This window comes from Bacillus sp. FJAT-28004 (genome assembly GCF_001280845.1).
Classification (GTDB): domain Bacteria; phylum Bacillota; class Bacilli; order Paenibacillales; family Paenibacillaceae; genus Pristimantibacillus.
Map to the genome: position 1 here is coordinate 2,092,528 of NZ_LGHP01000001.1, position 23,678 is coordinate 2,116,205.

Consider the following 23,678-nt stretch of genomic DNA (forward strand, 5'->3'; position numbering starts at 1 on the left):
GGGGTCGGCATTCAAAGGAGGCGACAGCTGTGAATACGATCTGGTCCATTCGAACCGGAATTCGGGATTTCCTTGAGGCCATCCACCGAACTAGCCAAGCATGGATTGAGAAATATCCGTTTATTAAAACGATGTATGCGATTTTTTCCTGGTTGTCGCTAATCATGTTTGTTTTAAGCTTGTTTTTCGTTAAAGAATCGCGTACCATGATGGTTCAATATTTATGGTCGTTTTATGTGCTGCTGCAATTTTGGTTTCTGTGCCGAAGCAAAACGATGCCGTGGAAGCCGATTGTTCTGTTCGTACTGGCAGGCGTGTTTCTTGTCGTACCATTCACGACGCTTACGGTCAATGCTTTCCACGAGCTTTTCGGCGGAAAAACGTCAGACACTTGGTCTGTTGCCGTGATCACGCCGATTTTCGAAGAGTTGTGGAAGCTGCTTCCGCTAGGCATATTCCTGTTGTTCTCGCGTCGAGCTTCCGCTTTGAGCTTGAGCGATTACACGCTTATCGGCGCGGCGACGGGCGTCGGCTTCCAACTGATGGAAGAATTGTCCCGAAGATGGCTTAGTTCCGGTATTCTTGCGGAAAAGTATGGCTATAGCTTTACGATGCTGGGCGGCGAAACAATACACTGGGATTTTTTCTCGCTGTTTCCAGGGCGTTTCGAAGAAAGTTTTTTTCCGACGCTAATGACAGTCGGTCATCCCGTACATACCGCCATGATTGCGCTTGCGTGCGGAATAGCCTACCGGCTGAGGACAAGACTGACGAAATGGGTTTTTCTGTTCCCGGCAATCATGTTGCTGTGGTCCATCTTGGATCACGCGGCTTATAACGGCCAGCACAAGCTGCCGGGTTGGGTGTTCCGGCTTCATGAGTGGACCGGCAGCGGTTATAAAACTCAGCCAGTCTTCCTGTTGATGCTGGCCGCATCGCTCATTGCCGATTACTGGTCGCTGAACAAAATACGAAACCGCCTTACGTCGCTGCCGAACGAGCCGCTTTTTAATCCGTTTACCGAACTGTGGAATATAATCCACTCTTTTTGCCTCGACCGGGGGAAATTTATATATTGGATTGGCTTTTACCGGGAGCGCAAGGAGCTTGGATTTCATTTGCTCTACGGGAACGAGGAAGCGGCTGATCGGAAGGAGCCTATCCAGGCTCGGGTGAAAGCTCTTTGCCAGGCGCTGACCGGACTCGCAGTTATTCTGCTTACTGCCGGTCTGTTCGCAGGTATCGGGGCTCATACGGGCGGAGGGGAAACGGCATGTTTCGCCTGCATGTTCGATTCGCTGCAAGATTGGTGGGATCGGCTGGAATGGTATGAACAGGGCGCGATCGTGCTCGGGGCCCTTGCCCTGTCACTGCTCTTCGTCGGATTCTGGCCGGCTTTCGGCTTCGCGATGACGACGATGGGAATTGCCGGGAGCGGACATGAGATTGCTGGTTATATCCGCAATCCGAAGAAGCTGCTGACTCCCGAAAATGCGCTTGGCGTGGCTGTAGGCATTGTACTAAACCGAATCCCGTTCGGCAAAGCGCTAATTTGGGTGGGGAAGAAAGGGCGCGGCTATGTGCGCAAGCTTCTGGATAAACTCGGTTCCCGGAAGCCCGATGTCGACATTCCGGTTAAACCGAAACCTCCGAAGAATGACGGCAAAAGTCCGGGCAAGCATTCGGACGAACCTAAGAAACCGGATGACGATACGCCCAATAAGGATAAAGCCGATGAGGGGACGGGAGAACTTAAAACCGAAGAGGTTATTGCTCCACAGAGTGGTAAAGCAATTAAGGTTTATACAGATGGAAATACGATAATACCCGTTGACAAAATTGAGAAATATTTGCGAGGCAAGGTCAACGTTAATATTCATGAAGTGACAAAAGAACTTCGAGAATTAAAGCAATTAAAGCAGACCCAAAGAAAGGTATTTGATGCAGACAGTCAAAACGCCGAACGAATGAAAAAACTTGAAAAAATGAAGCATAATTTTGACCGTTCGGATGATATGAGACAAAAGCTCGAGTCGGTTGGACTTCGTGATACATTAGAGAATAACCAGTCCATTGCAAAACATTTATTAGAAGTTGGTAAACAGATAAAGCCTGAAAATACGTTGGATTTCCCAAGTGTACTAGAAGGTCCTAATGGAAAACTCAAGGTACTAACAACCTGGAAGATGGTTGATGGGAATCCATATTTATCAACGATAAAGTTAATCCCAACAACAATTTAGTTATGGAGGTGTATGATGGAAAACGATAAGGAAATAGCAAAAGCAACAGCCTTGGATAGAATTGTTAATTATGAGATATATATTTCCAGTATGAATAATGACCAATTAATTGCGATTGTAAACAGTTTAGAGGATTTTGAAGAAGTCGTTACTGCTTTAACGGAACTATCAATAAGGGATATGGGAAAAGCAACGCCTTTCTGCGCTAAAATACTGGAAGAACACTTGGGGGATGAGTTTCTCCAAGCGGTTGCATTTAATTTGCTTTATGAAGGTGACCATGAACAAGCTATGAAGATCGTTAACAAAAATGTATTAAGTGCTCCTGCCGCATTATTAGGGGCAATAATGGACAACTTGTCCACGGATAGTTTACAACCATTTGGAAAGTCGCTTTCATCAGGGTTTCTACATTCAATTGTAGACAGATATTCAGAATTGAGTGATGCTGACAAGATACTTATTCTTGAGAATTATGAGTGGTTTCAGGAATCCTATGAAGACAAACTTTAGTAATGGGGTGCATTCTACGAGATTTGGGGTGCGGCTAATGCATGGATTGAACGCATCTTACAAAAAATTGGATACCGTTGCATGAAGAGCAAATAAAAGATTCTGTAGTGCACCCCTTAGAATAGACATTGGAAAAACCCCCGGGTTATTCCGATGAAATTCTAGGGGGTGTATTTTTGTTGCGGTTAAAAGGTAAAAATTTAAGGATTATGAAGATACAACGAAAGTGGAGGCAATCCGCTTACATGTTGAAGAGGGATGGTCGTATCAAAAGATAGCGAAACTATAAAAACCCTTGATATACAAGGGTTGATGTCAATTACTAAGAAGTTTGTGCGGATTAGTTGGTTTTTTATGTCATGGTTAGTTCGGACAGTCAGGTATAAATTGACGAACAAATGATTCGTTTGTTACAATTTCCTCATCAAATAGGAAAAGGATGAGAACGATGGTTCGTCGTTTGAAACGGTTTAAGAATGTTGCTACTGCATTAAGCTTCTAAGTGAGATTCATAATACTTAGAAGCGAGGGAAAAGAATGAAACAACATCGGTTTAATCACTGGTCTGAAATTAAGTATCTAAAGGATATTGTCACCAACCCTATGATTGAAGTTGGAGAATACTCCTACTACTCTGGTTATTACGATAATCATGATTTTGAAGATGGGAGCGTAAGATACCTTTGGGGAGATGAAAAATCAAGAAAGCTATTTAACCCCATCGAAGACTATGGTTGGCATTTAGATAAATTGATAATAGGAAATTACGTATGCATTGCAAGTGGTGTAATTATTTTAATGGGTGGAAATCACAATCATCATCCTGAATGGATTACTGTGTATCCGTTTGTGGAGCAGATTGAAACCTCTTACGAACCAAAAAGGGGATACAATCATCGAAAGTGATGCTTGGATTGGCATGAATGCAATGATTATGCCCGGTGTGAAAATAGGTGAAGGTGCCATTGTTGCTGCAGGTTCGGTTGTTGTAAAAGATGTCCCACCATATACGATAGTTGGCGGTAACCCTGCTAAAGAGATAAAGAAACGCTTTACAGATAAAGAAATCCAAAAGTTAAAGGAAATGCGTTGGTTCGATTGGGAACGTGAGAAAATTGAACAAGCCAGTCATATCTTCTCAAGTTCTTCCATTAACCAATTATATGACTTTTATCAAAGGGAAATAAAACATATATATTAGAACAAACGAGAATGGAGTCGGAGTATTTTTTTTTGCTCATGAATTGATCTGCCTGCCAAATGCTGCAGTATAAGAGTTAATTCTTATGAAGCTAACGAGCAGTTTACTTTAACAAAAAAATAAAACCGGCACAATTATGTGCCGGTTAATCAATAATGCCAAAAAAGGATGAACCCTAAAAAAGCCATGGATACATAATATTCTATAAAAAAATTCAATATAAGTCTATTACTTTTTTTGTATAAATTGTATGTTTATTAAGCGACCGCGGCGTAAAAATGATAAAGGAGATTAAACATGGAGCCATATTGTTGGGATGGTAAAATGGAGTGTGGGAATTAATTCAAAGAGAAACGACACAGCTAAAAGCGATAACATTTCTAGTAATTTACTAAAGATAATGAAGGGAGAAACCTTGCATGATTACTCTCAGAAAAATCACGCTGGAAAACCGACGTGCCATATTTAACTTGGAAGTTTCAGAAGATCAACGCCGCTTCGTTGCGTCCAATCTGTCAAGTGTGGCTTCGTGTTATGTCCTTGCAACCAATGGAGGACATCCATTTCCGTTTGCCATCTACGCGGATGAACAGCCGGTCGGTTTTGTTATGATTACTTATAAAATCACGGGGTACGAACTCCCGACAATCGCTGACGACAGCTATTGCATCCTGCGACTGATGATTGACAAGCAATACCAGAACAGGGGTTATGGTCGGGAAGCCATGAAAAAAGTCCTGGATTTTATCCGCACCTTTCCGGCAGGGCCTGCAAATTACTGCTGGATTTCTTATAAGGAAGATAACGTGGCCGCCAAAAAGCTTTATGAAAGCTTCGGCTTCCGTAACAACGGCGAAATCATCGAAAACGAGCAAATAACCGTATTGCGACTCTGATTTGCTGCTTATATCAAAGGTATATGAATCGCTATAGCACTCATCATGAGTTGGACCACCCTTCGGGGTGGTTTTTTTATTACTAATTTAAACAATATAAAATTATCGATTAACAATAAAATTATATTGACTTGCGCTCCGGTTGGAGTTATTATTTTCTCAGCTAGCTAAGAGGAGGATTTTTCATGAGACAGAAGGCATTATCAGTGTGGTTAAAATCGAGGAGAATGTATGTTGAAAAATAAATATTCGGATTCATCGGTAAATCAGAAATGGCACCTGTGGCTGTCATTTCGATGATCAATAAAAATAAACATAATTGATTTGTTATCCTTTGGGCATGGTGAGGAGATAAACATATTGAAACCAATCATACAACTGCTGCATTTTTGTTATCATCAGGCGATGAGCTGTATATTTCCTGTTGCGATCTTTGGAACTTTAGCTCTTTCTAACGTAATAGAGGTACCTTTCATTCATCGTTATGATGCCATTCTACTTATTCTGCTTGGCGTGCAATACCTCATGTTTCGCAGCGGATTAGAGACACGTGATGAAATCAAAGTAATCTGTATATTTCACATTATTGGTTTGTTGCTGGAGTTATATAAAGTAAGGATGGGCTCTTGGTCATACCCAGAGCCGGGGTATACGAAATTGCTCGGAGTCCCGCTCTATAGCGGATTTATGTATGCAAGTGTAGCAAGCTTTATGTGTCAGATTTGGCGGAGACTGCGGATGGACATGACCGGCTGGCCCGGGCTTACATCGTCGGCGCTGATAGGTGGAGCCATCTATTTCAACTTTTTCACACATCATTTTATTCCTGATTTTCGTTGGTGGCTGACGGCGATTGTATTTATTATATTCTGGAAAACACGGATCATATATCGGGTTCGGACTATAAATTATCGAATGCCTCTAACACTCGCTTTTATTATTGTAGGCTTTTTTATCTGGTTAGCTGAAAATATAGCCACATTTTTTGATGCTTGGAAATACCCTGACCAGCATCAAACCTGGCAGCTGGTTAGTTTCAGTAAGATTAGTTCATGGTTCCTTCTGGTAATCATTAGTGTCATCATCGTTGCCCAGCTTAAACATGTTAAAGCGAATCGGACAAAAAACGATTCATGACCAAGCTAAGATATAACATACGGGAAATTGGAGACGATTACCTGGATGACCGCCATGTGCTCGGAGACTGTCCGTACTTTCGCTTAAATAGCTTCGAGAAGTGAAACTCATCATAAAATTGCAGATGGGACGCTATTTCTTTCACAGTCAGGCTTGTCGTCTCCAGCGATACTTTGGCCGATTCGAGCTTTAGATTTAGCATGTATTCGCTGGGGGATTGACCGGTTAACGCGCGGAATCGGGAAAAAAAAGCAGTCCGCGACAAGCCACTTCGTTCGATGAGCTCTTCGACCCGAATACCTTTGTCCATGTTTCGATGAATATAGATTAAAATATTGTCGAGCTCTGTTTGGCGCGAGGTCGGTGAGGACTCATGCTCTCTCGCTAAGAGAACCAGTAATTGCTGCAAGATGATATTGGCCGAATAGGCGTAGCCGAAGGACTCTGCAATCAGGGTGTCAATCATACGCTCGCACAGCAGAACCGCCTCTGCAACTTTTCCGGTTGTCTCGACCGTGCTTACAGGCAGTTGAAGATTTCGAATCATATCCAGGGAACTGAAATCAAGATAATAAAACTTCCAGTTATCATCCTGACATCTGTATTCAGTGACGATAGCCTCCTGAACGAAAAAGAAGGTGCCTGCTTGTAACTCATGGCGGTTATTCCCTTGGGATAAAATGCCTTTACCTTCATACGTAATAAAAAGTCCGGGAACAACGAATCCTTCTCTGTTCGTAATGTTGTAGGCATCGTTCGCCTGCACTTTCCAAATCGAAATAAATTGTGGGAAAGTGATGGGGGCTTTCCCCAGTACATAAGGAATATTCATATAAGACATATCTACCCAACCCCTTAGAAATGTTCTAAGATACATTTTTTTTGCAATGATTGTAGTGAATAATACATATGATCTGTACAATTATACATGAAACAGATACATGCATCCATGGATGAATACGTGAATTTCCTCTACACTTAGAACAAATACCAAGAGTAGAGGAGTGTATTAGAAATGAAGGTCAAAGTTGGAAGCCGCGAATTAGAAATGGATGGGAAGCAACTCACAGAGCTCAGAAGCTCGAATGATATATTGCATGATAGTCAGGCGTTGCGCGATCGGATGGAGGAAGACGGATATTTACTGATCCGCGGGTTTCATGACCGTGACAAGGTGTTGCAGGCCCGAACAGGTATTTTGGAGAAAATGGACCGGATGGGAAAGCTGGATCGGGATACGCAATTAGAAGATGGCGTCATGGCTGACGGCAGCAAAACGATTTTCTTTGGAGGTACGAACGAAGATCTTCCTGCGCTGCTTAATGTTTTAAATGGAGAGCACATCATGAGTTTTTTCGATTCATTCCTCGGGGAGCAGTCACTGACGTATCATTACAAGTGGCTTCGTGCTGTAGGCAAGGGAGATTTTACAGGTGCACACTACGACATTGTTTATATGGGAAGAGGCACCCAGAATGTCTATACCGTATGGTCTCCTTTAGGAGACGTCTCGTATGAGATGGGGGGGCTGGCGATTTGCTTGGGTTCGCACCGATTCGAAACGTTGAAGCAATCTTATGGATCCAAAGATTCGGATCGTGACGGTTTCGGACACTATACGAATGATCCGCTTGTTATAACGGAGAAGTTCGGTGGGCAGTGGGCGACAACACAATTTCAGGCAGGTGATGTACTCATCTTCGGCATGTTTTTGATGCATTGCTCGCTTGAGAATACAACCAACCAATACCGGCTCAGTGTCGATGCGAGATACCAGTCGGCCTACGAGAAGGTTGATGAAAGATGGAGCGGCAAAAAGCCGAAGGGTCATTTTAAATAAGCGCAGGCGGTTAGGATAAATAAAATGAATAGATTGAACCACGGCAGACGATCAAGGCGAATTTCAGATTTATGAGTGCAGACCACCTTTCGGGGTGGTTTTTTTTGTGTAAATGATTTGGCTTTTAGAGGATGTTAACGATTATGCTTCGAAATGATTGATAATTTATATAAGTAAATTGGACTGTCTTGAGCGGTAAAGCCATGTCATTCTACTTACTCAACTAGGGATTTACTCTTATTTTCGCGCTTTAGAATGTAGTTTAGAAGGATTTTCCTCCATTGCTGTCGAAATTCGTAGAACAAGTCTTTGAAATGGGGGAAATCTAGCTTTGAGATTACGAAATCAAATATTGGGCGGAACAATCATTCTTTCTTTATTATCCGGGGGATCTGATTCTGCTTACGCGTCTATTCAGAACTTGTCGACAGGAAAAAAGCTGAGCGTGGGAGCTCAACAGTATACATCCGCTCAAAATAAAGAAACAATTGCTAAAATTTTGGATATTACCAATTTGCGCAAAGGACCGGGGCTTGAATATGAGGTTGTTGCCAAGGCGAAGGCTGGCGCATCTTATCCGATCGTTGGCTCGAAAGGGGATTGGTATAAATTATCTCTCTCTAGCGGCGGCACGGCTTATGTTGCGAATTGGGTAGTGGAGACCGTTGAAAGCAATAGCAGCCAGTCTAATACGAATAGTGGACAAAAGCCGGAAAATGGTAATCAACCGAGCAGCGATCAAGACAAAGAAGCCATAGTAAACATTGTGGATACCACTAATTTGCGCAAAGGGCCGGGACTAGATTATGAGATCGTTACCAAGGCGAGGGCAGGCGAATCATTTCCAGTTGTTGGATTAAAAGGAGATTGGTATCAAGTATCACTGCCAAGCGGAGGAACCGCTTACGTTGCCAATTGGGTCGTGAACACCGGGGTTGCCAAACAAAGCGACAACAAAGTGTACATCTATCATACGCATAATCGTGAGTCTTGGAAAAATGTATCAGGCAACTCAAATGGGATCTCCTTCGATGATCCGAAAGTGAACATTACACTTGTAGGCAAGAAGCTCGCAGAGAAACTTGAGAAAAAAGGGATCTCTTCAATGGTTGAAGAGACCGACTTTACTGAAAGGCTAAATGAACAGAAACTAAGCTACACGAAAGCCTATTCCGAATCGCGCAAAGCGGTAAACAAGGCGATGAAGTCTCATGCTTCCCTGTCTTATTTCTTCGATATTCATCGGGATGCAGATGTTCCGCGCAACAAAACAACGGTTGTAATTAACGGTAAAACGTATGCGCGCATTATGTTCGTCATTGGAGACGCTTATTCCACCCATAAGGAAAACAAAAAGTTCGCCGAAGCGTTGAACGCTTTGTTGAACAAGAAGTATCCGGGCATATCGAGGGGCGTTCTGTTAAAAAGCGCCCATCAAGGGAATGCCGAATACAACCAGTCCGTCTCTAACGGAAGCCTGCTGCTGGAATTCGGGGGAGTAAACAATTCGCTGGAAGAGAATCTTCAAACAGCAGAAGCTTTCGCTGATGTGTTTGCGGAGTATTATAAATCAATGAAGTGAATGGAATACTCTTATTTATCTTTAAAATGAATATAGTAAAAAAAGCAAGGGAAGTATCCTTGCTTTTTTTGTTGTATACTCTGCGGTAAGCCAAAATGGGCTTGAGTATCTGTGAACGTTGCTGTTTTAATTATTTGAACCGAAATCGTAAAATCAAATCGAGTACTTGAACAACTCGGAGAAAAGTATAATATGGATATCAAGGTATATTTACATTGATTTAATAGTTTGACCTCGAAAGGCTACCTGCGTACGCTAGCCTATGAAAGTAAGGTTAGTGGAGAATGAAGAACATAGGCTCATCACACAGAATGTTGGTACGGTACCGTTTGGACAAATAAAAGGAGGGGCGTTCATAGATGAGGATTGGCGATCAGAAGTATTTTCCGAGCGAGGTCTATCTGATTTTGGAAGCGGTTACCGACCGGATGGTTCCGGAAGATGCATGGCCGTCGGGGACCGATGGAGGAGTCCTGACATACCTGAAACGTTATGCCGCTCAGGATGTCGCTACATGGACGGATGTGATAGAACCTGGACTTCGCGCACTGGATGCAGAAGCATTAACTCTCCATGATCAACCATTTTCGGAACTGTCCGCTCATGAGAAAGATAGACTGCTGCAAGACGTCGAGCATGATTCTTTTCGGGACTGGCCTATTTCGTCTAAACGCTTCTTTGACACTTTATTGTGTCTGGTCATCGAAGGTTACTATGGAAGTCCTGAGGCGGGCGGGAATAATGAAGGCAGGTCATGGGACATGATCGGATTTCGTCCGGGCCCTGTATCCGAAAGCCATGAGCCGGCCCCAGAAACCGATTTACCGCAAAGACAATTCGATCAACTTCGAGACCGGTATGATGTTATCATCGTAGGAGCTGGGGCTGGTGGCTCGGTAGCGGCGGCTGTATTGGCTGAATCTGGACTTCACGTTCTCGTCGTTGAGCGCGGTAGCTGGCTTCGATTCAATCAGATAGGCAGCGATCATTTGCGTAACCATCGTTTTAGCAAATATGGCCATAACACAGGACCAGGATTGGTAGGTAACCCACGTACGATTCTATTGGCGGGCGGAGAGGAGCGGATCACCGCACCTTTTGAAGGTGACTATCATAATAACGCAATGACGTTGGGTGGAGGAACACGGATCTATGGGGCGCAGGCATGGCGATTTCATCCGGATGACTTCCGTATGGCGAGTCGATATGGGATACCAGACGGCAGTTCACTAAGCGATTGGCCGATTCGTTATGAGGAACTCGAACCTTATTACGTGAGGGCCGAGTGGGAAGTCGGCGTCTCCGGTGATGGGAATGCCCATTCTGGACGCGGGAAGCGACAACGCACTTATCCAATGCCAGCGCTGCCGCGTACGCTGGAAGCAGAACGCCTGGCCCTTGCGGCAGAAAAGTTGGGTTGGGAAGTTGGGCCGGTGCCTCTCCTCATCAACTCCATCGATCGGGACGGTCGACCTGCTTGTGGACGGTGCGGCCAGTGTGTCGGATTTGCCTGCCCGACCAACAGTAAGAATGGCGGGCACAATACGATGTTAGTGAGAGCTATCGCTACCGGTAACTGCGATCTGATCTGCGATACCACGGTGGAGCGCATCGATACCGAGGGAGGAAGGCATGCCACCGGGGTTCGTCTTGTGCAGCAATTGGAGGGCACAATCCAGCGACGGCAAGTGCGGGCTGGGCACATTGTAGTTGCCGCAGGAGCCATTGAAAGCGCACGCCTACTTCTCAACTCGGCAAGTGATTCGGAACCGCATGGAATAGGCAATCGGAACGGACAAGTTGGAAGGAACCTTCAAGGCCATGTTTATTCTGGTGCTTACGGCCTCTTCGATGAACAGGTTCAAGATGGTTTTGGGCCGGGGGTGAGCATTGCCACCTTCCGCTTTGACCATAGTAACGAAGGCGGAATTATCGGGGGTGGGTTGCTTGCTAATGAGTTCACTCGGTTGCCGCTCATTCACTGGGATCGAGCGCTTGCGCCGGATGCGGCGCGATGGGGAAGCGCAGGCAAGGAAACGATGCGCGAGAGTTACTTGCGCACCAGCCAAATTCAGGGACCGATTCAAGAGATCCCGAGCGCCGAGTCCAGGGTGCGGCTATCGAGTGCGGTCAAAGATCGCTTTGGCATGCCGGTAGCTCAACTCTCCGGAAGTGTCCATCCTGAGTCTCTTCGAGCTTCAGCCATGCTGGCAGAGCAAGCGGAGAAGTGGCTTTGGGCCGCTGGAGCACGTGAGGTGTGGCGAACTCGGCCAGGTGGCGGACTTAGTGCCGGGCAGCATCAGGCGGGTACACTGCGCATGGGAGATAACCCATCGACATCCGTCACGGATCCTTTAGGTCGCGTACATGGATACGACAATCTCTGGGTGAGCGACGGCTCTGTGCACGTGACCAATGGCGGGGTTAACCCGGTCTTGACGATTCTTGCCTTGGCTTTCCGCACAGCAGAAAACCTTGTGAAACAAGGGTAGTGAAATGATGGAAATCATAGTATTAATGACCTTAGAAGATTAAGCTTTGCAAAAGCAGAAACGATAGAAGCTAATCCGTATATCATAAAACCCTATTAAATGAAAATGGCGCATCAAATTGGATATCAATTTGTACGCCATTTTTTTTGTTAATCTAAATAGCCAACGTTAATTTCCGCCGCCGTTAACTAATGATACTTTCTTCTGGAAAATTGAATCACAGCAGAGCCGCTTGCTATTTGATTAGGAATAGATAAAGTACCATTCGAAAGGACAGTTACCTTGTCGTCTCCGTTCACTTTCGACCATTTCAAAAGAGTAGAAGGAATCTCGATAGATACAATGTATTCTTTCGAACGGTTTGAATCGTGATCACCTCATTCCTCTATTTCCAAAAAATAGAAATAACATCAAATTCGAAAACAATATACCATACAAATTAATGGGAAAGAGAGTGCAGAAAGTCCCAGCATGACATGGTACCCTCTCCAGAATGAATATCATCATATAGGTTTGTATGGTATCATATGGAACTAGTTTTGATATCAACTAATTTTATCTTTTTGGAGGTTGAAATGATCACAAAAATAATCGATGGGATATCATTTGAACTGAAAGAGGATTTTGATTTTGATTTTCTATCCGAATATGGGAAAGTCTTTACTGTATTCGACAAGCAGGATTCTGGATATTTATGCTTTGGTATTCAAAACGAAAATAAAAAGCTATTCTTGAAGATGGCGGGAGCAGCAACGATTAGAAGCAATGTAAGTATTGATGTTGCAATAACTCGACTTAAATCAACCATATCTATTTACGAAGATTTACGTCATCCTAAGCTCATTGAAATCATTGAACACAAGGATATCAAAGAGGGATATCTTACTGTTTTTGAGTGGTTTGAAGGCGAATGTATGGGTAAACAATATGATTCTTTTGATAAATTCATAACTATGCCATTTGAGGAAAAATTGAGCCTATATAAGGATATACTTTTATTTCATCTACACGTTAACAAGCATAAATATATCGCTATTGATTTTTATGATGGTTGTATTATGTATAATTTTATTACACAACAAACCATGATTTGCGATATAGAGTTTTACAGTAAAAAACCGGTAATGAATACTCTGGGACGTATGTGGGGATCAAGTCGATATATGTCGCCTGAAGAATTCCAACTAGGCGCAGAAATTGATGAAAGGTCAAATGTTTTTTTAATGGGAGCTACCGCATTCCAGTTATTTGGGTGTGGAAGCGAACGTAGTTTGGAAAAATGGGAAGCTGATGAAAAACTTTTTTTGATTGCATTAAAGGCTATCAATAATGAAAAAGGCGATCGCTATCAAACAATTGATGAGTATTACGAAGCATGGAACAACGCTTGAAGAACACCAATCGAAGTAGTTTTAAAATAAGTTAGTCTGAACAGCTGCGGTTGAAAATTGATGGTTATGCCGCATAAATAACGGTATCAAGCCCGACCAATTAGGTCGGGCTATTTGATATCCTCTTGAGCCTTGGATAAAGCAGATGGAGACTTATTTTCGATTTGGAATTAATAAATAGATTATTAAACATATAATAAATGCTTATCATGGAAATTAGAAAAACATAATTCCAAAATGGAAAAAAGGTGTTATAATTATAATGAAATATGTAAGAAGGGTGGTTTTTATAATCAAAAAGGGTAGAGGGTTTGCGAGAAAGATGCTGGAATTATTTTGGGTATTTTTTTGCGTGGGGCCGGTTACTTTTGGTGGCGGTTATGCAATGATTTCTATAATTGAAAGGGAGGTAGTCGGTAAGCGAGGTTGGTTAAACAGCTCGGAAATGAGCGATCTCATTTCTATTGCGGGGTCTGCACCTGGCGGCGTAGGCGTCAATGCAGCAGCTTTTATCGGTTACCGTATGGGTGGAGTACCGGGAGCCGCAGTTGCCGTAACGGGAATTACTTTACCGACATTTGTGATTGTTTTCATGCTTAGCTTTGCCTATGACTGGTTTGATGAATATCCCAAAGTTATAGCGGCTCTTAAGGGCATTCATGGTGCGGTTATCGGTTTGATTATAGTCGCTGCGTTTAAGATAGCCAAAACTTCATTGGTTGATAAAACAACAATCGGGATTGCTGCCGCAACACTAACGATCTTGTGTTTTACAAATATTGATCCTACATTCATTATTCTTGCCGGTTTGTTTAATGGCATAATAATTGTGAATGTAAAGCAGTGGCTTGGTATAAAAGCGAACATAGTGGGAAGCCCATTGATACGTGGAAATTTAGAAATGAAGTATCCAGAATATTATATTTAAGGAGGGCAATCATGCTGATATGGGAGTTGTTTATCACCTTTCTAAAGATAGGTTTTGTTTCATTCGGAGGGGGTTATGCGGTTATTCCTTTAATACAATACAAAGTTGAACAAGAACAGTGGATGCTTAGTGCTGCACTTCAAGAAGCCGTATCTCTAGCAGGAATGGCTCCAGGGCCCATTGCCACTAATCTGGCTGCTTTAATCGGATATCATGCTTTTGGGATTTGGGGGGCGATTGCCAGTGTTTTAGGTATCATCTTGCCATCCTTAATCGTTATTATCGTGCTTGCCGTGTTGTTTTACCGCATTCACCAAAATAAATGGGTCAAATCCTTCTTCTATGGTCTGCGACCCATTATATTTGGGCTAATTATGTATGCTGCAATTCATTTTGGCCTCTCCGATATCGATATAAAACAATCCGGATGGACAATAATAGCAACTCTTCTACTATGCGCTGGCACAGTGTTCGGTATTCTGAGATATAAGTTGCATCCTGTTATCGTTATATTGCTTTCAGGGTTATTGGGCATTGTCTTCTTTTGACCCTTGCTCTTCATAATCAGCTTGCGAGCTAGATATCCATTTGTTTCCATACCATTAAGGCTGCTCCAGTAGCAACAGCATCTTCTTTAAGAACTCCCTTTGAAAATACGGGCTTGTACTTAGGATAGTAATAAGTATTCTTTTGAGCAATCTCGATGGTAGTCTGGAGGAAACGATCGTGCGAACTGACCAGAGTTCCACCAAGGATTATCATTTGAGGATGGAATAAATTAATTAAGTTAGCCAGTCCAATTCCTAAGTGTTTGGCAGCACGGTAAAATAAATCCGATACGTAAGGATTATCCTGGGAAAGTTCCCTAAGCAGCATATCGTATTGTATTTTCTCAGGGTCTACATGGTAACGTGATGTCAGATCGTCTCTCCCCATCTTCGCGTCCATGCGAGCTTGTTTCTCCAGCGCCGGTACGGAAACATAAGCTTCCAATGCGCCGTAATTTCCATTATCATACAATCTTGGACCGTCTGTCTGTATGATCATTTGACCGATAGAGCCCTCCATATCTACCGTACCGTGGACAATTTGCCCATATGTTATCATGGCTGATCTCAGACTGACTCCAGCATGCACATAGAACATATGCTGCATTTGGTCTTGACGCAACGCCCAATGCTCTCCTAATAGTGCAGTGTTGGCCCCGTTGTCTAAAAAGGCTGGAATACCTGTTGCTTTTGTTAAGAGGCGACAGATGGGCACATTCCTCCAGCCTTTGGCGGAAAAGTAGAGAGGTTCCAAAATGATTCCTTTATCCCTATCTAGAGGACCTACCGCTCCAACCCCGATACCAATTAGCTGCTTCGACTCTATTCTATGATCATTAAGAAGTGCACGAACCTGTTCCGAAACATGCTGAACAAACCGTTCCGGGTTCATATCCTCATCCATTCTCCATCTAATAAAGGATTTGGGGTTCATTTGCATGTCAAATAATCCTAATGAGGAATAAAATCGTGAAATCTCCAATCCGAAAAAGTAACCGTATGAGGAGGAAATTTGAAACAGAATGGGTTTTCGCCCGCCTTTTGAAGGTCCAAAACCACAATCTTCTATGAGTTTTTCGCTAACCAATTCTTCAAGTATACGATTCATGGTACTTGTTTTTATGTTAAAAGAGGACATAAGATCGGCCTTCGAGACGACACCTTGTTCCGCTATGCGATGATAAACTATTTTTTTTGAAGTCAACAAATATCCCTACTTCTCCAGTTCGATTTAAGGTATTAATGAAGTCTTAATTATCATAACCTAAATCTTTGCGAGTAGCTATAATCAACGATCCATTCCCTTTTCGGTCAATAAGAAAAAACAAGGTATAGGTTTCGAGCTGCGCCTGGATTGATTATCCTATTAGATTAGATCATCTTACGACTGGAATTATAGCTACTACTTCAGTTCCATTATTTTTTTCACTGAATACGTGGAGTTTTCCAGCAAATGATTCGATGATCTGGAAGCTAACCATCATGCCCAGCCCAGTACCGCTTTCCTTCAAAGAGTAATAGGGAGATCCAAGTCGCTCAACTTCATGTTTCGACATCCCAATACCCTCATCTTTGATACGGATTTCAATATGTGAATCATCGACAAAATAACATGAGGCAACCATTGTTCCTCCGTCAGGCATGGATTCGATTGCGTTCTTCATGATATTGAGCAAAAACTGGTTCAATCTCTGCCTATTTCCGTTAATCATACAATCAACATCGATATTGGTTTCGATAGAGACATTTTTGCTCAAAGCATAGTTTTGAATTAGTTTCACAGTTCGTTCTAGTTGATTACCAACGTTCACATCTACGTTACTTTCAGTGGGGGGCTTACCCAAAAGTAAAAATTCACGAATGATATCATTTGCCTGGTCCAGTTCTTCAATAGATAACTTAATATACTGCTTCTTTGTTGAAGCCGGCAGATCTGGTGTATCGAGCAATTGAAGAAACCCCCGTGCTACCTGCATTGGATTACGAATTTCGTGAGCAAATACGCCAGTTAAGTCTCCAATGAGTCGTAACCTTTCGGCGTTGTGCATCTCTTTACGCATGGTATAGATCTCAGCCAAGTTCTCAATTAAAACGATCATCAACCAGGCAAAACCTGCAGCCACTCCGAAGTGGGCGATTTGCACTATAATGCTCTCTGCTGAGACTCCTCGGAAAAAGCCAACTAGTGATGCACCCACGAGGCAATAGAACCCTGCAAGCATAATGGCAATTTTAATACGGTTTCCTTTTGATGATTTTTCGAATTTCTTCTGAAAATACAGAATGGGCGAAAATCCAATGATGATGGCCAAAAAGGAAGTAATAGAGCCAACATTCACTCCATAAAAATATAAACGATATAGAATAACCACTGCGGCTAAGATTACGCCGGTTTTCCGACCACCATACAGAGTCCCTATCAGTAAGGGGACGATTCTGAAATCATGATTCATGCTGTTACCGTAACTCACCGGAAATGAGATGCAAAGTATAATCGAACTTCCCCATAGGGCCAACAAGAAAATGTGAATGTGTTTTTTTATCCGTAGATGACCAAACAAATAAGCAATATAAATGCCGAAAGGCACAATCACTAATGAGAACTGTAGCAAGAAATCCCTAATTATGCTCAAAAGAATTCACCTTTCCGCCATTTGGGTAATGGTCACTATTTATCTGTTACTAGCGTCAATTAAATAGACATTATTATACAATGAATATGATATATTTAACAGGTCACTGATTGGATTATTAAGTTAAAATAGGGTCAAACATGGCATCGATTGCGTACGGCACTGCTTAAGAACAACACAGAAGGCTGCCGACGTATTTTTACGCGGCAGCCTTCTTATACAAAAAAAAACCGATTTTTATATCGGTCTTTTTAGAAACTCTTTTTTAGACGAAAAACGAATTTGCTGCTCTATGGATAATACTTCCGTCAGACATACGTACGGAATCATCGTTATATCCAATAATTGTAGAGGCTGGCCTAATCTGCATACCGTTCTGCATTGGTTTGATTATTGCCTTTTCAGCAATCGCTACTTCAAAATCTTTGTTCGTAATTAGTCTTTGACCTTCTTGAAGTTTAATTTTTGCTTGCATTTAAACACGCCCTCCACGGTTCTTTTTGTTTTTTATGCTAAGGTCAAATAATACACTAATGTCTTTATACAATGCAAATATTAGATGAGGTGAGTTTGAATTTATCTATTAGTTATGGGTGACTTGCCGATCATCGATGACGAACTCGTCGATTTGATCGTCTGTACAACGCGTGACGGGAAATCAGGTAAAGCTGTGAATTTAAAGAGGAATTATTTGCTAAATGCCGAAAGTATTCAACATTAAGGATGGCGATTATTGGCTTGTATAGTATCTGGTTCGTGATTAATAAATATGCGTGAAACAAAAAAGAAGGGTGCAGTGAAATCAATGTTCTTATTCAATTCTCGTGCAATAATTGAACGAACTATAAAGGATACAGTCGAAATTATAGTGCAGACACGAAATAAGCCAGATGGGCCTCAACGGATTGAGCTTCCAGGTGGGAGAATAGAGCAGTATGAATCATTAATAACAGCTCTTATAAGGGAAGTTAAGGAGGAAACAGGGTTAGATGTAGTAGGAATTGAAGGTGAAGATACAAGAGTTGATACAGTAGGTATCGATCCGAATTTTGAAGTGGAATGTATAAAACCATTTGGAGCGTATCAGACCATCAAAGGCCCTTTTGATTCTGTGGGAGTGTACTTCCGTTGCAAAGCAGAGGGGGAATTATTGAAATCAGGTGATGAGGCTAAAAATGCAAGATGGATTAAAGTAGATGAGCTAAAGCGATTAATGCATGAGGATCCTCTACAATTTTCTGATGTAGACCGAGCTGGAATTTTATTTTACATAAAAAATTTGAAATTAGAACGATAGTTAAATAACAGGCATAGTTGAACAGACGTTAACTCAGTGGTGAAAGGCTTTAATTGTAGATATCATGATTGATATGAAGTCATAGAATGGGGTAATCAATTATGTTGAAAGATGTGGGCGGAAGTCATTTTCGTGTGAGTATTAATCTATGATTATTCCAATCTTAGCTACTAAATTGTATATCCCCCTGCCACGGATTAAAGTTGTCCTCCGACCGAGCCTGATCGAGCGGCTGAACGAAGGCCTGGACCGCAAGCTGACCCTAATCTCCGCCTCCGCCGGCTTTGGCAAGACTACACTGGTCAGCGAATGGGTAACCGGTTGTGATCGACCTGTCGCATGGCTGTCACTAGACGAAGGGGATAACGACTCTACACGCTTCCTGACTCACCTTGTCGCTGCTATCCAGTCGATTGCGGAAAATATTGGGGGAGGCGTAGTTAGTGCGATCCAATCTCCACAGACACCGTCAACCGAAACGATTCTAACGATCCTGCTCAATGAAATCACAGCCCTCTCGTTCAAATTCGTACTCGTCCTTGACGACTACCATGTTATTGGTACCAAACGGATCGACGATACCCTCATCTTCCTACTCGAGCATCTCCCGCCACAGATGCATCTGGTCATCGCCACCCGTGAAAATCCACAGCTTCCCTTGGGCCGGTTACGAGCCCGGGGCCATTTGACCGAGTTGCGTGCCACCGACCTGCGCTTTACTCCCGGCGAAGCGGCCACGTTTCTCAATCAGGTGATGGGCTTGGGTCTCTCAGCTGACGAAATTACTATGCTGGAGACCCGTACCGAAGGCTGGATTGCAGGGCTCCAGCTGGCGGGACTCTCGATGCAGGGGCGCGAGGACATTCATGCATTCATTCGGGCATTCACTGGAGACAATCGATACATTGTGGACTATCTGGTCGAAGAGGTCCTGCAGCGTCAGCCTGACCATGTCCGGAGCTTCTTACTTCGGACCTCCATTCTCGACCGGTTGCATGGCCCGCTGTGCGATGCCGTTACCGGCCAGGAGGAAGGTAACGCCCGGTTGGAGGCACTGGAGCGAGGCAACTTCTTTGTCGTTCCACTGGATGACAGGCGCCACTGGTATCGCTATCATCACCTCTTTGCCGAGGTTCTCTCTTCGCATTTGAGGGCGGACCAGCCCGATCAGGTATATGCGCTGCATCGGCGCGCGAGTACGTGGTACCAGCAGCATGGCTCGGCCGCCGATGCGATTCGCCATGCGCTGGCCGCCGAGGATTTCGCCCGAGCGGCGGACCTGGTCGAGCTTGCATTGCCAGCCCTGCGCAGGAGTAGACAGGAGGTTGCGGTGTTGGGCTGGTTGAAGGCGCTCCCTGACGAGCTGGTCCACTACAGGCCTGTGCTTAGCGTTGGGTATGCCTGGGCGTTACTGGCTGGCGGCGAGTTAGAAACCGTTGAGGACCAACTGCGAGACGCCGAACGGTGGCTGGAAACGACGGCAGACATGTGTCAGCGCACGGAAGCCCCATTGGGAGAGATGGTCGTGATGGACGAAGAGGAATTTCGCCTTCTCCCGGGTACGATCGCCGGTTACCGTGCCGCACATGCCCAGGCGCTGGGTGATGTACCCGCCACCATGAAATACGCCAGGCAGGTGCTCGACCTTGTACCTGAGGAGGACCATCTCCGTCGCGGTGCGGCAGCTGCGCTCATGGGACTCGCCTCCTGGACGAGCGGGGATCTCAAGGCAGCGCACCGGATGTTTGCCGATGGTATGGTTAGTGTGCAGCTAGCCGGGAACATTTCTGACGCAATCGGGGGCGCAATCGCACTGGCTGAAATACGGATTGCGCAAGGTCGACTCCGCCAGGCTATGCATACCTATGAGCGGGGATTACAGCTTGCGACAGAGCATGGCGAGCCTTTATTGCGGGGAACGGCAGACATGTACGTGGGAATGAGTGAGCTCTACCGTGAGCATGACGATCTGCATGCCGCCACGCAGCACCTTCTAAGAAGCAAGGAGCTGGGCAAGCGCTTTGGGTTACCGCAAAACCGGTATCGATGGTGCGTCGCAATGGCTCGAATACGGGAGGCGCAAGGAGATCTGGGTGGTGCGCTAGGCCTGCTCCACGAGGCAGAACACCTGTATGTGAGTGATTTTTTCCCAAATGTACGTCCTGTAGCGGCGTTGAAGACACGAGTGTGGGTCGCACAGGGTAGGTTGGGTGAAGCCCTCGACTGGGTACAGGAGCAGGGCTTATCAGCACAGGACGACCTATGCTACCTGCGCGAATTCGAGCACATCACTCTGGCCAGGGTGCTCCTGGCCCGGTATATGAGCGACCGTGCAGACCGCACCATGCTTGAGGTAATGGGGCTCCTGAAGCGCCTCCTCCAAGCAGCGGAAGAAGGAGAGAGGATGGGAAGCGTGATCGAAATCCTGGTCGTGCAGGCACTTGCTCACCATATACAAGGCGACATCCCTGCTGCACTTGTACCACTGGAGCGCGTCCTGGCTCTGGCTGAGCCTGACGGCTACGTCCGCATCTTTGTGGAGGAAGGTCGACCCATGGCTGTCCTGCTGGACGCGGCCGCGAAACAGGGGATCGCCCTGGTCTATGTCCGTCGCCTCCTGACAGCTTTTGGCAAGGCTGAGGGTAGAACGACTGCCAAACGGGTTGTGAGCGAGCCGCTGAGCGAACGAGAACGTGAGGTGCTTCGGCTGCTCAGAACCGACTTGAGTGGCCCGGACATTGCCCGCGAACTCAGTGTGTCCCTGAACACCCTGCGGACCCACAACAAGAACATTTATGACAAGCTTGTGGTAAACAACCGACGGGCAGCAATTCGCCGGGCTGAGGAACTTGATTTGTTCTAGCGATCTCTCAACCACCACTCCCGGCCATGGCAGGTTAGTGAACCAGTGCCGGGGCTTTTTTTCTCCCGCACAGCCTCACGAATGACAAATCACCACATCAATCACCACATGAGGTGATGCCGTCTCACCACATGAATGTGTATCTTCAAATTAAGAAAGATAACCACCTCGATCCTCATCCGTTGGGCAGGTTTAGCAGCTATGTTGTCAGGGATCCTTTTCATCGTCATTCAGCCGATCCATCCACCTGGAAATCTTTCGTCAGTCACCACCGGCGATTGGGAATCATCTCTCAGGTCTTCAGCGCGACAGAGCTTCGTTCTAAGAAGGGAATGATTGAGGAGCGCGATGAGTGAGTCGTGTCGATGTTTTTGCTGTAAGGCGTACAGGAGCGAAGGATTAGGAAAGTGATTGGAGGAAAAATGGATGAAAGCGATCGTATATGAGCGTTATGGGCCGCCGAATGTACTACAGCTGCAGGAGGTCGCCAAACCGGTACCTAAAGACGACGAGATATTGATTAAGGTCTATGCAGCAACCGCTGCAGCGGGGGATTGGCGCTTACGCAAGGCAGATCCTTTCCTGGCGCGGCTGTTCAACGGTTTGTGGAGACCGAAACGCATTAGGATTCTCGGATTCGAACTGGCCGGCGTGGTTGAATCGACGGGCAGCGGCGTTACTCGCTTCAAGCCCGGCGATTCCGTCTATGCCGCTTGTGGAACCGGTTTCGGCGCGTATGCCGAATACAAATGCCTGCCTGAGACCGGCAGCGTCGCACTAAAGCCGGTGAACATGACGTTCGAGGAGGCAGCAGCGGTTCCGGTTGGCGCCTATACTGCCTTGCAATTTCTCCGGAAGGGCAATATCATGCACGGCATACGCGTTCTCGTCTATGGCGCTTCAGGCAGTGTTGGGACGTATGCAGTGCAGCTAGCAAAGCATTTCGGCGCGGAAGTGACCGGAGTATGCAGCACGTCGAATGTGGAGTTGGTGAGATCACTGGGTGCCGACCGAGTGATCGATTATACGAAGGAGCAATTCGCTGATGGTGGACCGGCCTACGATATTATTTTCGATACGGTAGGGAAGAGTCCATTCAAGGTTTGCGTCAAGCGTCTGACACCGAACGGTTTCTACCTGCGAGCGCTCCATGTGAGCCCTTTGCTGATCGTTCGAGGGTTAGTGATCAACTTGACGAGCGACATGAAGGTTGTCGGCGGAACAATGAAAGAAAATGCAGAAGATTTGAATTATCTTAAGGAACTGATCGAGACCGGCAAGCTGCGTGCGGTAATCGACCGCCGTTATCCGCTGGAGCAAGCTGCGGAGGCCCATCGCTATGTTGAGCAGGGCCATAAGAAAGGCAACGTGGTTTTAACCGTTCGGCAAAGTTGATAGGATGCGCTTTATCAAGTTCTTGTCCAAACCGTGTAATCACGGCTAGGCTGTCAAGAAGTCTTGACAGCCCTTTGTATGTCATGATCATTAAATGCGATACCTGATCCCTTCTGGATATTGTTATTGTGATCTTAGAACGTGATGCACATACGAAGCGGGACTGACCGTTTACTGAATGCTTGGAATCAGGAGATTCATTTTACGCGGATGGTACAAAAGTTGTTTTTGACAGTGGGAAAATTATACAATGGGTGTAAGGAGCTGCTTGAAGTAGCCTGCCTGATATCGTAAAAGAAGGGAAGAGTGCTGATGAACACACGAATGAAACAACTTGAGGACCGACTTTCCAACCAGCATCATAAGGACTTGTTTCTGCAAACCATACACACCCTGAAAGCCATTGACGATCTCGCTGACCAGCACAGGCGCTTTCAATCCATGCAAGCGATTAGCGGCGTCAAAATCGTTGGTACGGAAGAGGTTTTGTTCTACGAAACGCTGACACAAGCTAAAGAAGAGATTGTGTCTACGCTGGAGAAGACGGTGAACGACCTTGAGCATAAAGGGGATAAAAACTATAACAAGAACTTCAAGGACGGTGTGGAGTAGTTCATTTGTCGCATAAAAAAGTTGAGAGGAAGTATTGCTTCCACTCAACTTTTTTTGTTTCTTTTATGAAAACGGCTGGGGCTTTGTAAATGCAAACCTTATTTAAG

General features: G+C 44.9%; 18 protein-coding genes and 1 pseudogene. 15 read left to right on the forward strand and 4 right to left on the reverse strand.

Annotation, left to right across the window (positions count from 1 at the left end; all coding sequences use genetic code 11):
- The first annotated feature begins 29 nt into the window (after positions 1-29).
- From AC787_RS08830 to AC787_RS08850, 5 genes and pseudogenes are all read left to right on the forward strand, one after another.
- On the forward strand, positions 30-2,243 hold the full coding sequence (locus tag AC787_RS08830; protein WP_235560932.1) for a PrsW family glutamic-type intramembrane protease: 2,214 nt from the start codon (positions 30-32) through the stop codon (positions 2,241-2,243).
- Between the two features lie 15 nt (positions 2,244-2,258).
- Positions 2,259-2,756: a hypothetical protein gene (locus tag AC787_RS08835; RefSeq protein ID WP_054024438.1), complete on the forward strand. Its 498-nt coding sequence runs from the start codon at positions 2,259-2,261 to the stop codon at positions 2,754-2,756.
- A 537-nt stretch (positions 2,757-3,293) separates the two neighbouring features.
- Positions 3,294-3,957, forward strand: a pseudogene (locus AC787_RS08840) (CatB-related O-acetyltransferase).
- 419 nt (positions 3,958-4,376) lie between these two features.
- The gene (locus tag AC787_RS08845) at positions 4,377-4,853 is read left to right on the forward strand and encodes a GNAT family N-acetyltransferase (protein WP_054024439.1); all 477 of its coding nucleotides are present in this window, start codon (positions 4,377-4,379) and stop codon (positions 4,851-4,853) included.
- Positions 4,854-5,213: 360 nt separating this feature from the next.
- Complete coding sequence (locus AC787_RS08850; RefSeq protein WP_082360680.1) at positions 5,214-5,990, forward strand: DUF817 domain-containing protein; 777 nt, start codon at positions 5,214-5,216, stop codon at positions 5,988-5,990.
- A gap of 37 nt (positions 5,991-6,027) precedes the next feature.
- On the opposite strand, the gene AC787_RS08855 is transcribed toward AC787_RS08850, so the two are convergent.
- Positions 6,028-6,831, reverse strand: a complete 804-nt coding sequence (locus tag AC787_RS08855) for an AraC family transcriptional regulator (RefSeq protein ID WP_054024440.1) — start codon at positions 6,829-6,831, stop codon at positions 6,028-6,030.
- 174 nt (positions 6,832-7,005) lie between these two features.
- Between AC787_RS08855 and AC787_RS08860 the strand changes: the two genes are divergently transcribed.
- The 6 genes from AC787_RS08860 (at position 7,006) to AC787_RS08885 (ending at position 14,771) form a co-directional block, all read left to right on the forward strand.
- Positions 7,006-7,830 carry a phytanoyl-CoA dioxygenase family protein gene (locus tag AC787_RS08860; RefSeq protein WP_054024441.1) on the forward strand — a complete coding sequence of 275 codons (825 nt, stop codon included), beginning with the start codon at positions 7,006-7,008 and terminating at the stop codon, positions 7,828-7,830.
- A 331-nt stretch (positions 7,831-8,161) separates the two neighbouring features.
- Positions 8,162-9,412 (forward strand): stage II sporulation protein P, encoded by a 1,251-nt coding sequence (spoIIP, locus tag AC787_RS08865; protein WP_054024442.1) that lies wholly within the window; start codon positions 8,162-8,164, stop codon positions 9,410-9,412.
- A gap of 359 nt (positions 9,413-9,771) precedes the next feature.
- Entirely contained in the window at positions 9,772-11,904 is a 2,133-nt protein-coding gene (locus tag AC787_RS08870; protein WP_054024443.1) for a GMC family oxidoreductase, read from the forward strand.
- A 575-nt stretch (positions 11,905-12,479) separates the two neighbouring features.
- Positions 12,480-13,295, forward strand: coding sequence for a serine/threonine-protein kinase (locus AC787_RS08875; RefSeq protein ID WP_054024444.1), 816 nt, complete (start codon positions 12,480-12,482; stop codon positions 13,293-13,295).
- A gap of 262 nt (positions 13,296-13,557) precedes the next feature.
- Entirely contained in the window at positions 13,558-14,223 is a 666-nt protein-coding gene (locus AC787_RS08880; RefSeq protein WP_063847502.1) for a chromate transporter, read from the forward strand.
- Between the two features lie 11 nt (positions 14,224-14,234).
- Entirely contained in the window at positions 14,235-14,771 is a 537-nt protein-coding gene (locus tag AC787_RS08885; RefSeq protein WP_321166110.1) for a chromate transporter, read from the forward strand.
- Between the two features lie 28 nt (positions 14,772-14,799).
- On the opposite strand, the gene AC787_RS08890 is transcribed toward AC787_RS08885, so the two are convergent.
- From AC787_RS08890 to AC787_RS08900, 3 genes are all read right to left on the reverse strand, one after another.
- Positions 14,800-15,711 carry an ROK family protein gene (locus tag AC787_RS08890; protein ID WP_321166111.1) on the reverse strand — a complete coding sequence of 304 codons (912 nt, stop codon included), beginning with the start codon at positions 15,709-15,711 and terminating at the stop codon, positions 14,800-14,802.
- Between the two features lie 436 nt (positions 15,712-16,147).
- Entirely contained in the window at positions 16,148-17,365 is a 1,218-nt protein-coding gene (locus tag AC787_RS08895) for an ATP-binding protein (protein WP_321166145.1), read from the reverse strand.
- A 304-nt stretch (positions 17,366-17,669) separates the two neighbouring features.
- Positions 17,670-17,879, reverse strand: coding sequence for a hypothetical protein (locus AC787_RS08900; RefSeq protein ID WP_053371871.1), 210 nt, complete (start codon positions 17,877-17,879; stop codon positions 17,670-17,672).
- A 294-nt stretch (positions 17,880-18,173) separates the two neighbouring features.
- On the opposite strand from AC787_RS08900, the gene AC787_RS08905 reads away from it, so the two are divergent.
- The 4 genes from AC787_RS08905 to AC787_RS08925 all read left to right on the forward strand — a co-directional run bounded on the left by AC787_RS08905 (position 18,174) and on the right by AC787_RS08925 (position 23,571).
- Positions 18,174-18,701, forward strand: a complete 528-nt coding sequence (locus AC787_RS08905) for an NUDIX hydrolase (RefSeq protein WP_235560933.1) — start codon at positions 18,174-18,176, stop codon at positions 18,699-18,701.
- A gap of 148 nt (positions 18,702-18,849) precedes the next feature.
- A complete protein-coding gene (locus AC787_RS08910; RefSeq protein WP_054024448.1) occupies positions 18,850-21,564 on the forward strand; it encodes a LuxR C-terminal-related transcriptional regulator in 2,715 nt (904 codons plus the stop codon).
- A 426-nt stretch (positions 21,565-21,990) separates the two neighbouring features.
- Positions 21,991-22,959 (forward strand): NAD(P)-dependent alcohol dehydrogenase, encoded by a 969-nt coding sequence (locus tag AC787_RS08920; protein ID WP_054024450.1) that lies wholly within the window; start codon positions 21,991-21,993, stop codon positions 22,957-22,959.
- Between the two features lie 312 nt (positions 22,960-23,271).
- On the forward strand, positions 23,272-23,571 hold the full coding sequence (locus tag AC787_RS08925; RefSeq protein WP_054024451.1) for a hypothetical protein: 300 nt from the start codon (positions 23,272-23,274) through the stop codon (positions 23,569-23,571).
- Positions 23,572-23,678: the final 107 nt, after the last annotated feature.

Bases quoted from the DNA above. Each gene is read 5' to 3' on its own strand.
- AC787_RS08835 (WP_054024438.1), top strand. From the start codon at position 2,259: ATGGAAAACGATAAGGAAATAGCAAAAGCAACAGCCTTGGATAGAATT.
- AC787_RS08845 (WP_054024439.1), top strand. From the start codon at position 4,377: ATGATTACTCTCAGAAAAATCACGCTGGAAAACCGACGTGCCATATTT.
- AC787_RS08855 (WP_054024440.1), bottom strand. From the start codon at position 6,831: ATGTCTTATATGAATATTCCTTATGTACTGGGGAAAGCCCCCATCACT.
- AC787_RS08860 (WP_054024441.1), top strand. From the start codon at position 7,006: ATGAAGGTCAAAGTTGGAAGCCGCGAATTAGAAATGGATGGGAAGCAA.
- AC787_RS08870 (WP_054024443.1), top strand. From the start codon at position 9,772: ATGAGGATTGGCGATCAGAAGTATTTTCCGAGCGAGGTCTATCTGATT.
- AC787_RS08875 (WP_054024444.1), top strand. From the start codon at position 12,480: ATGATCACAAAAATAATCGATGGGATATCATTTGAACTGAAAGAGGAT.
- AC787_RS08880 (WP_063847502.1), top strand. From the start codon at position 13,558: ATGAAATATGTAAGAAGGGTGGTTTTTATAATCAAAAAGGGTAGAGGG.
- AC787_RS08885 (WP_321166110.1), top strand. From the start codon at position 14,235: ATGCTGATATGGGAGTTGTTTATCACCTTTCTAAAGATAGGTTTTGTT.
- AC787_RS08890 (WP_321166111.1), bottom strand. From the start codon at position 15,711: ATGCAAATGAACCCCAAATCCTTTATTAGATGGAGAATGGATGAGGAT.
- AC787_RS08900 (WP_053371871.1), bottom strand. From the start codon at position 17,879: ATGCAAGCAAAAATTAAACTTCAAGAAGGTCAAAGACTAATTACGAAC.
- AC787_RS08905 (WP_235560933.1), top strand. From the start codon at position 18,174: ATGCGTGAAACAAAAAAGAAGGGTGCAGTGAAATCAATGTTCTTATTC.
- AC787_RS08910 (WP_054024448.1), top strand. From the start codon at position 18,850: ATGATTATTCCAATCTTAGCTACTAAATTGTATATCCCCCTGCCACGG.
- AC787_RS08920 (WP_054024450.1), top strand. From the start codon at position 21,991: ATGAAAGCGATCGTATATGAGCGTTATGGGCCGCCGAATGTACTACAG.
- AC787_RS08925 (WP_054024451.1), top strand. From the start codon at position 23,272: ATGAACACACGAATGAAACAACTTGAGGACCGACTTTCCAACCAGCAT.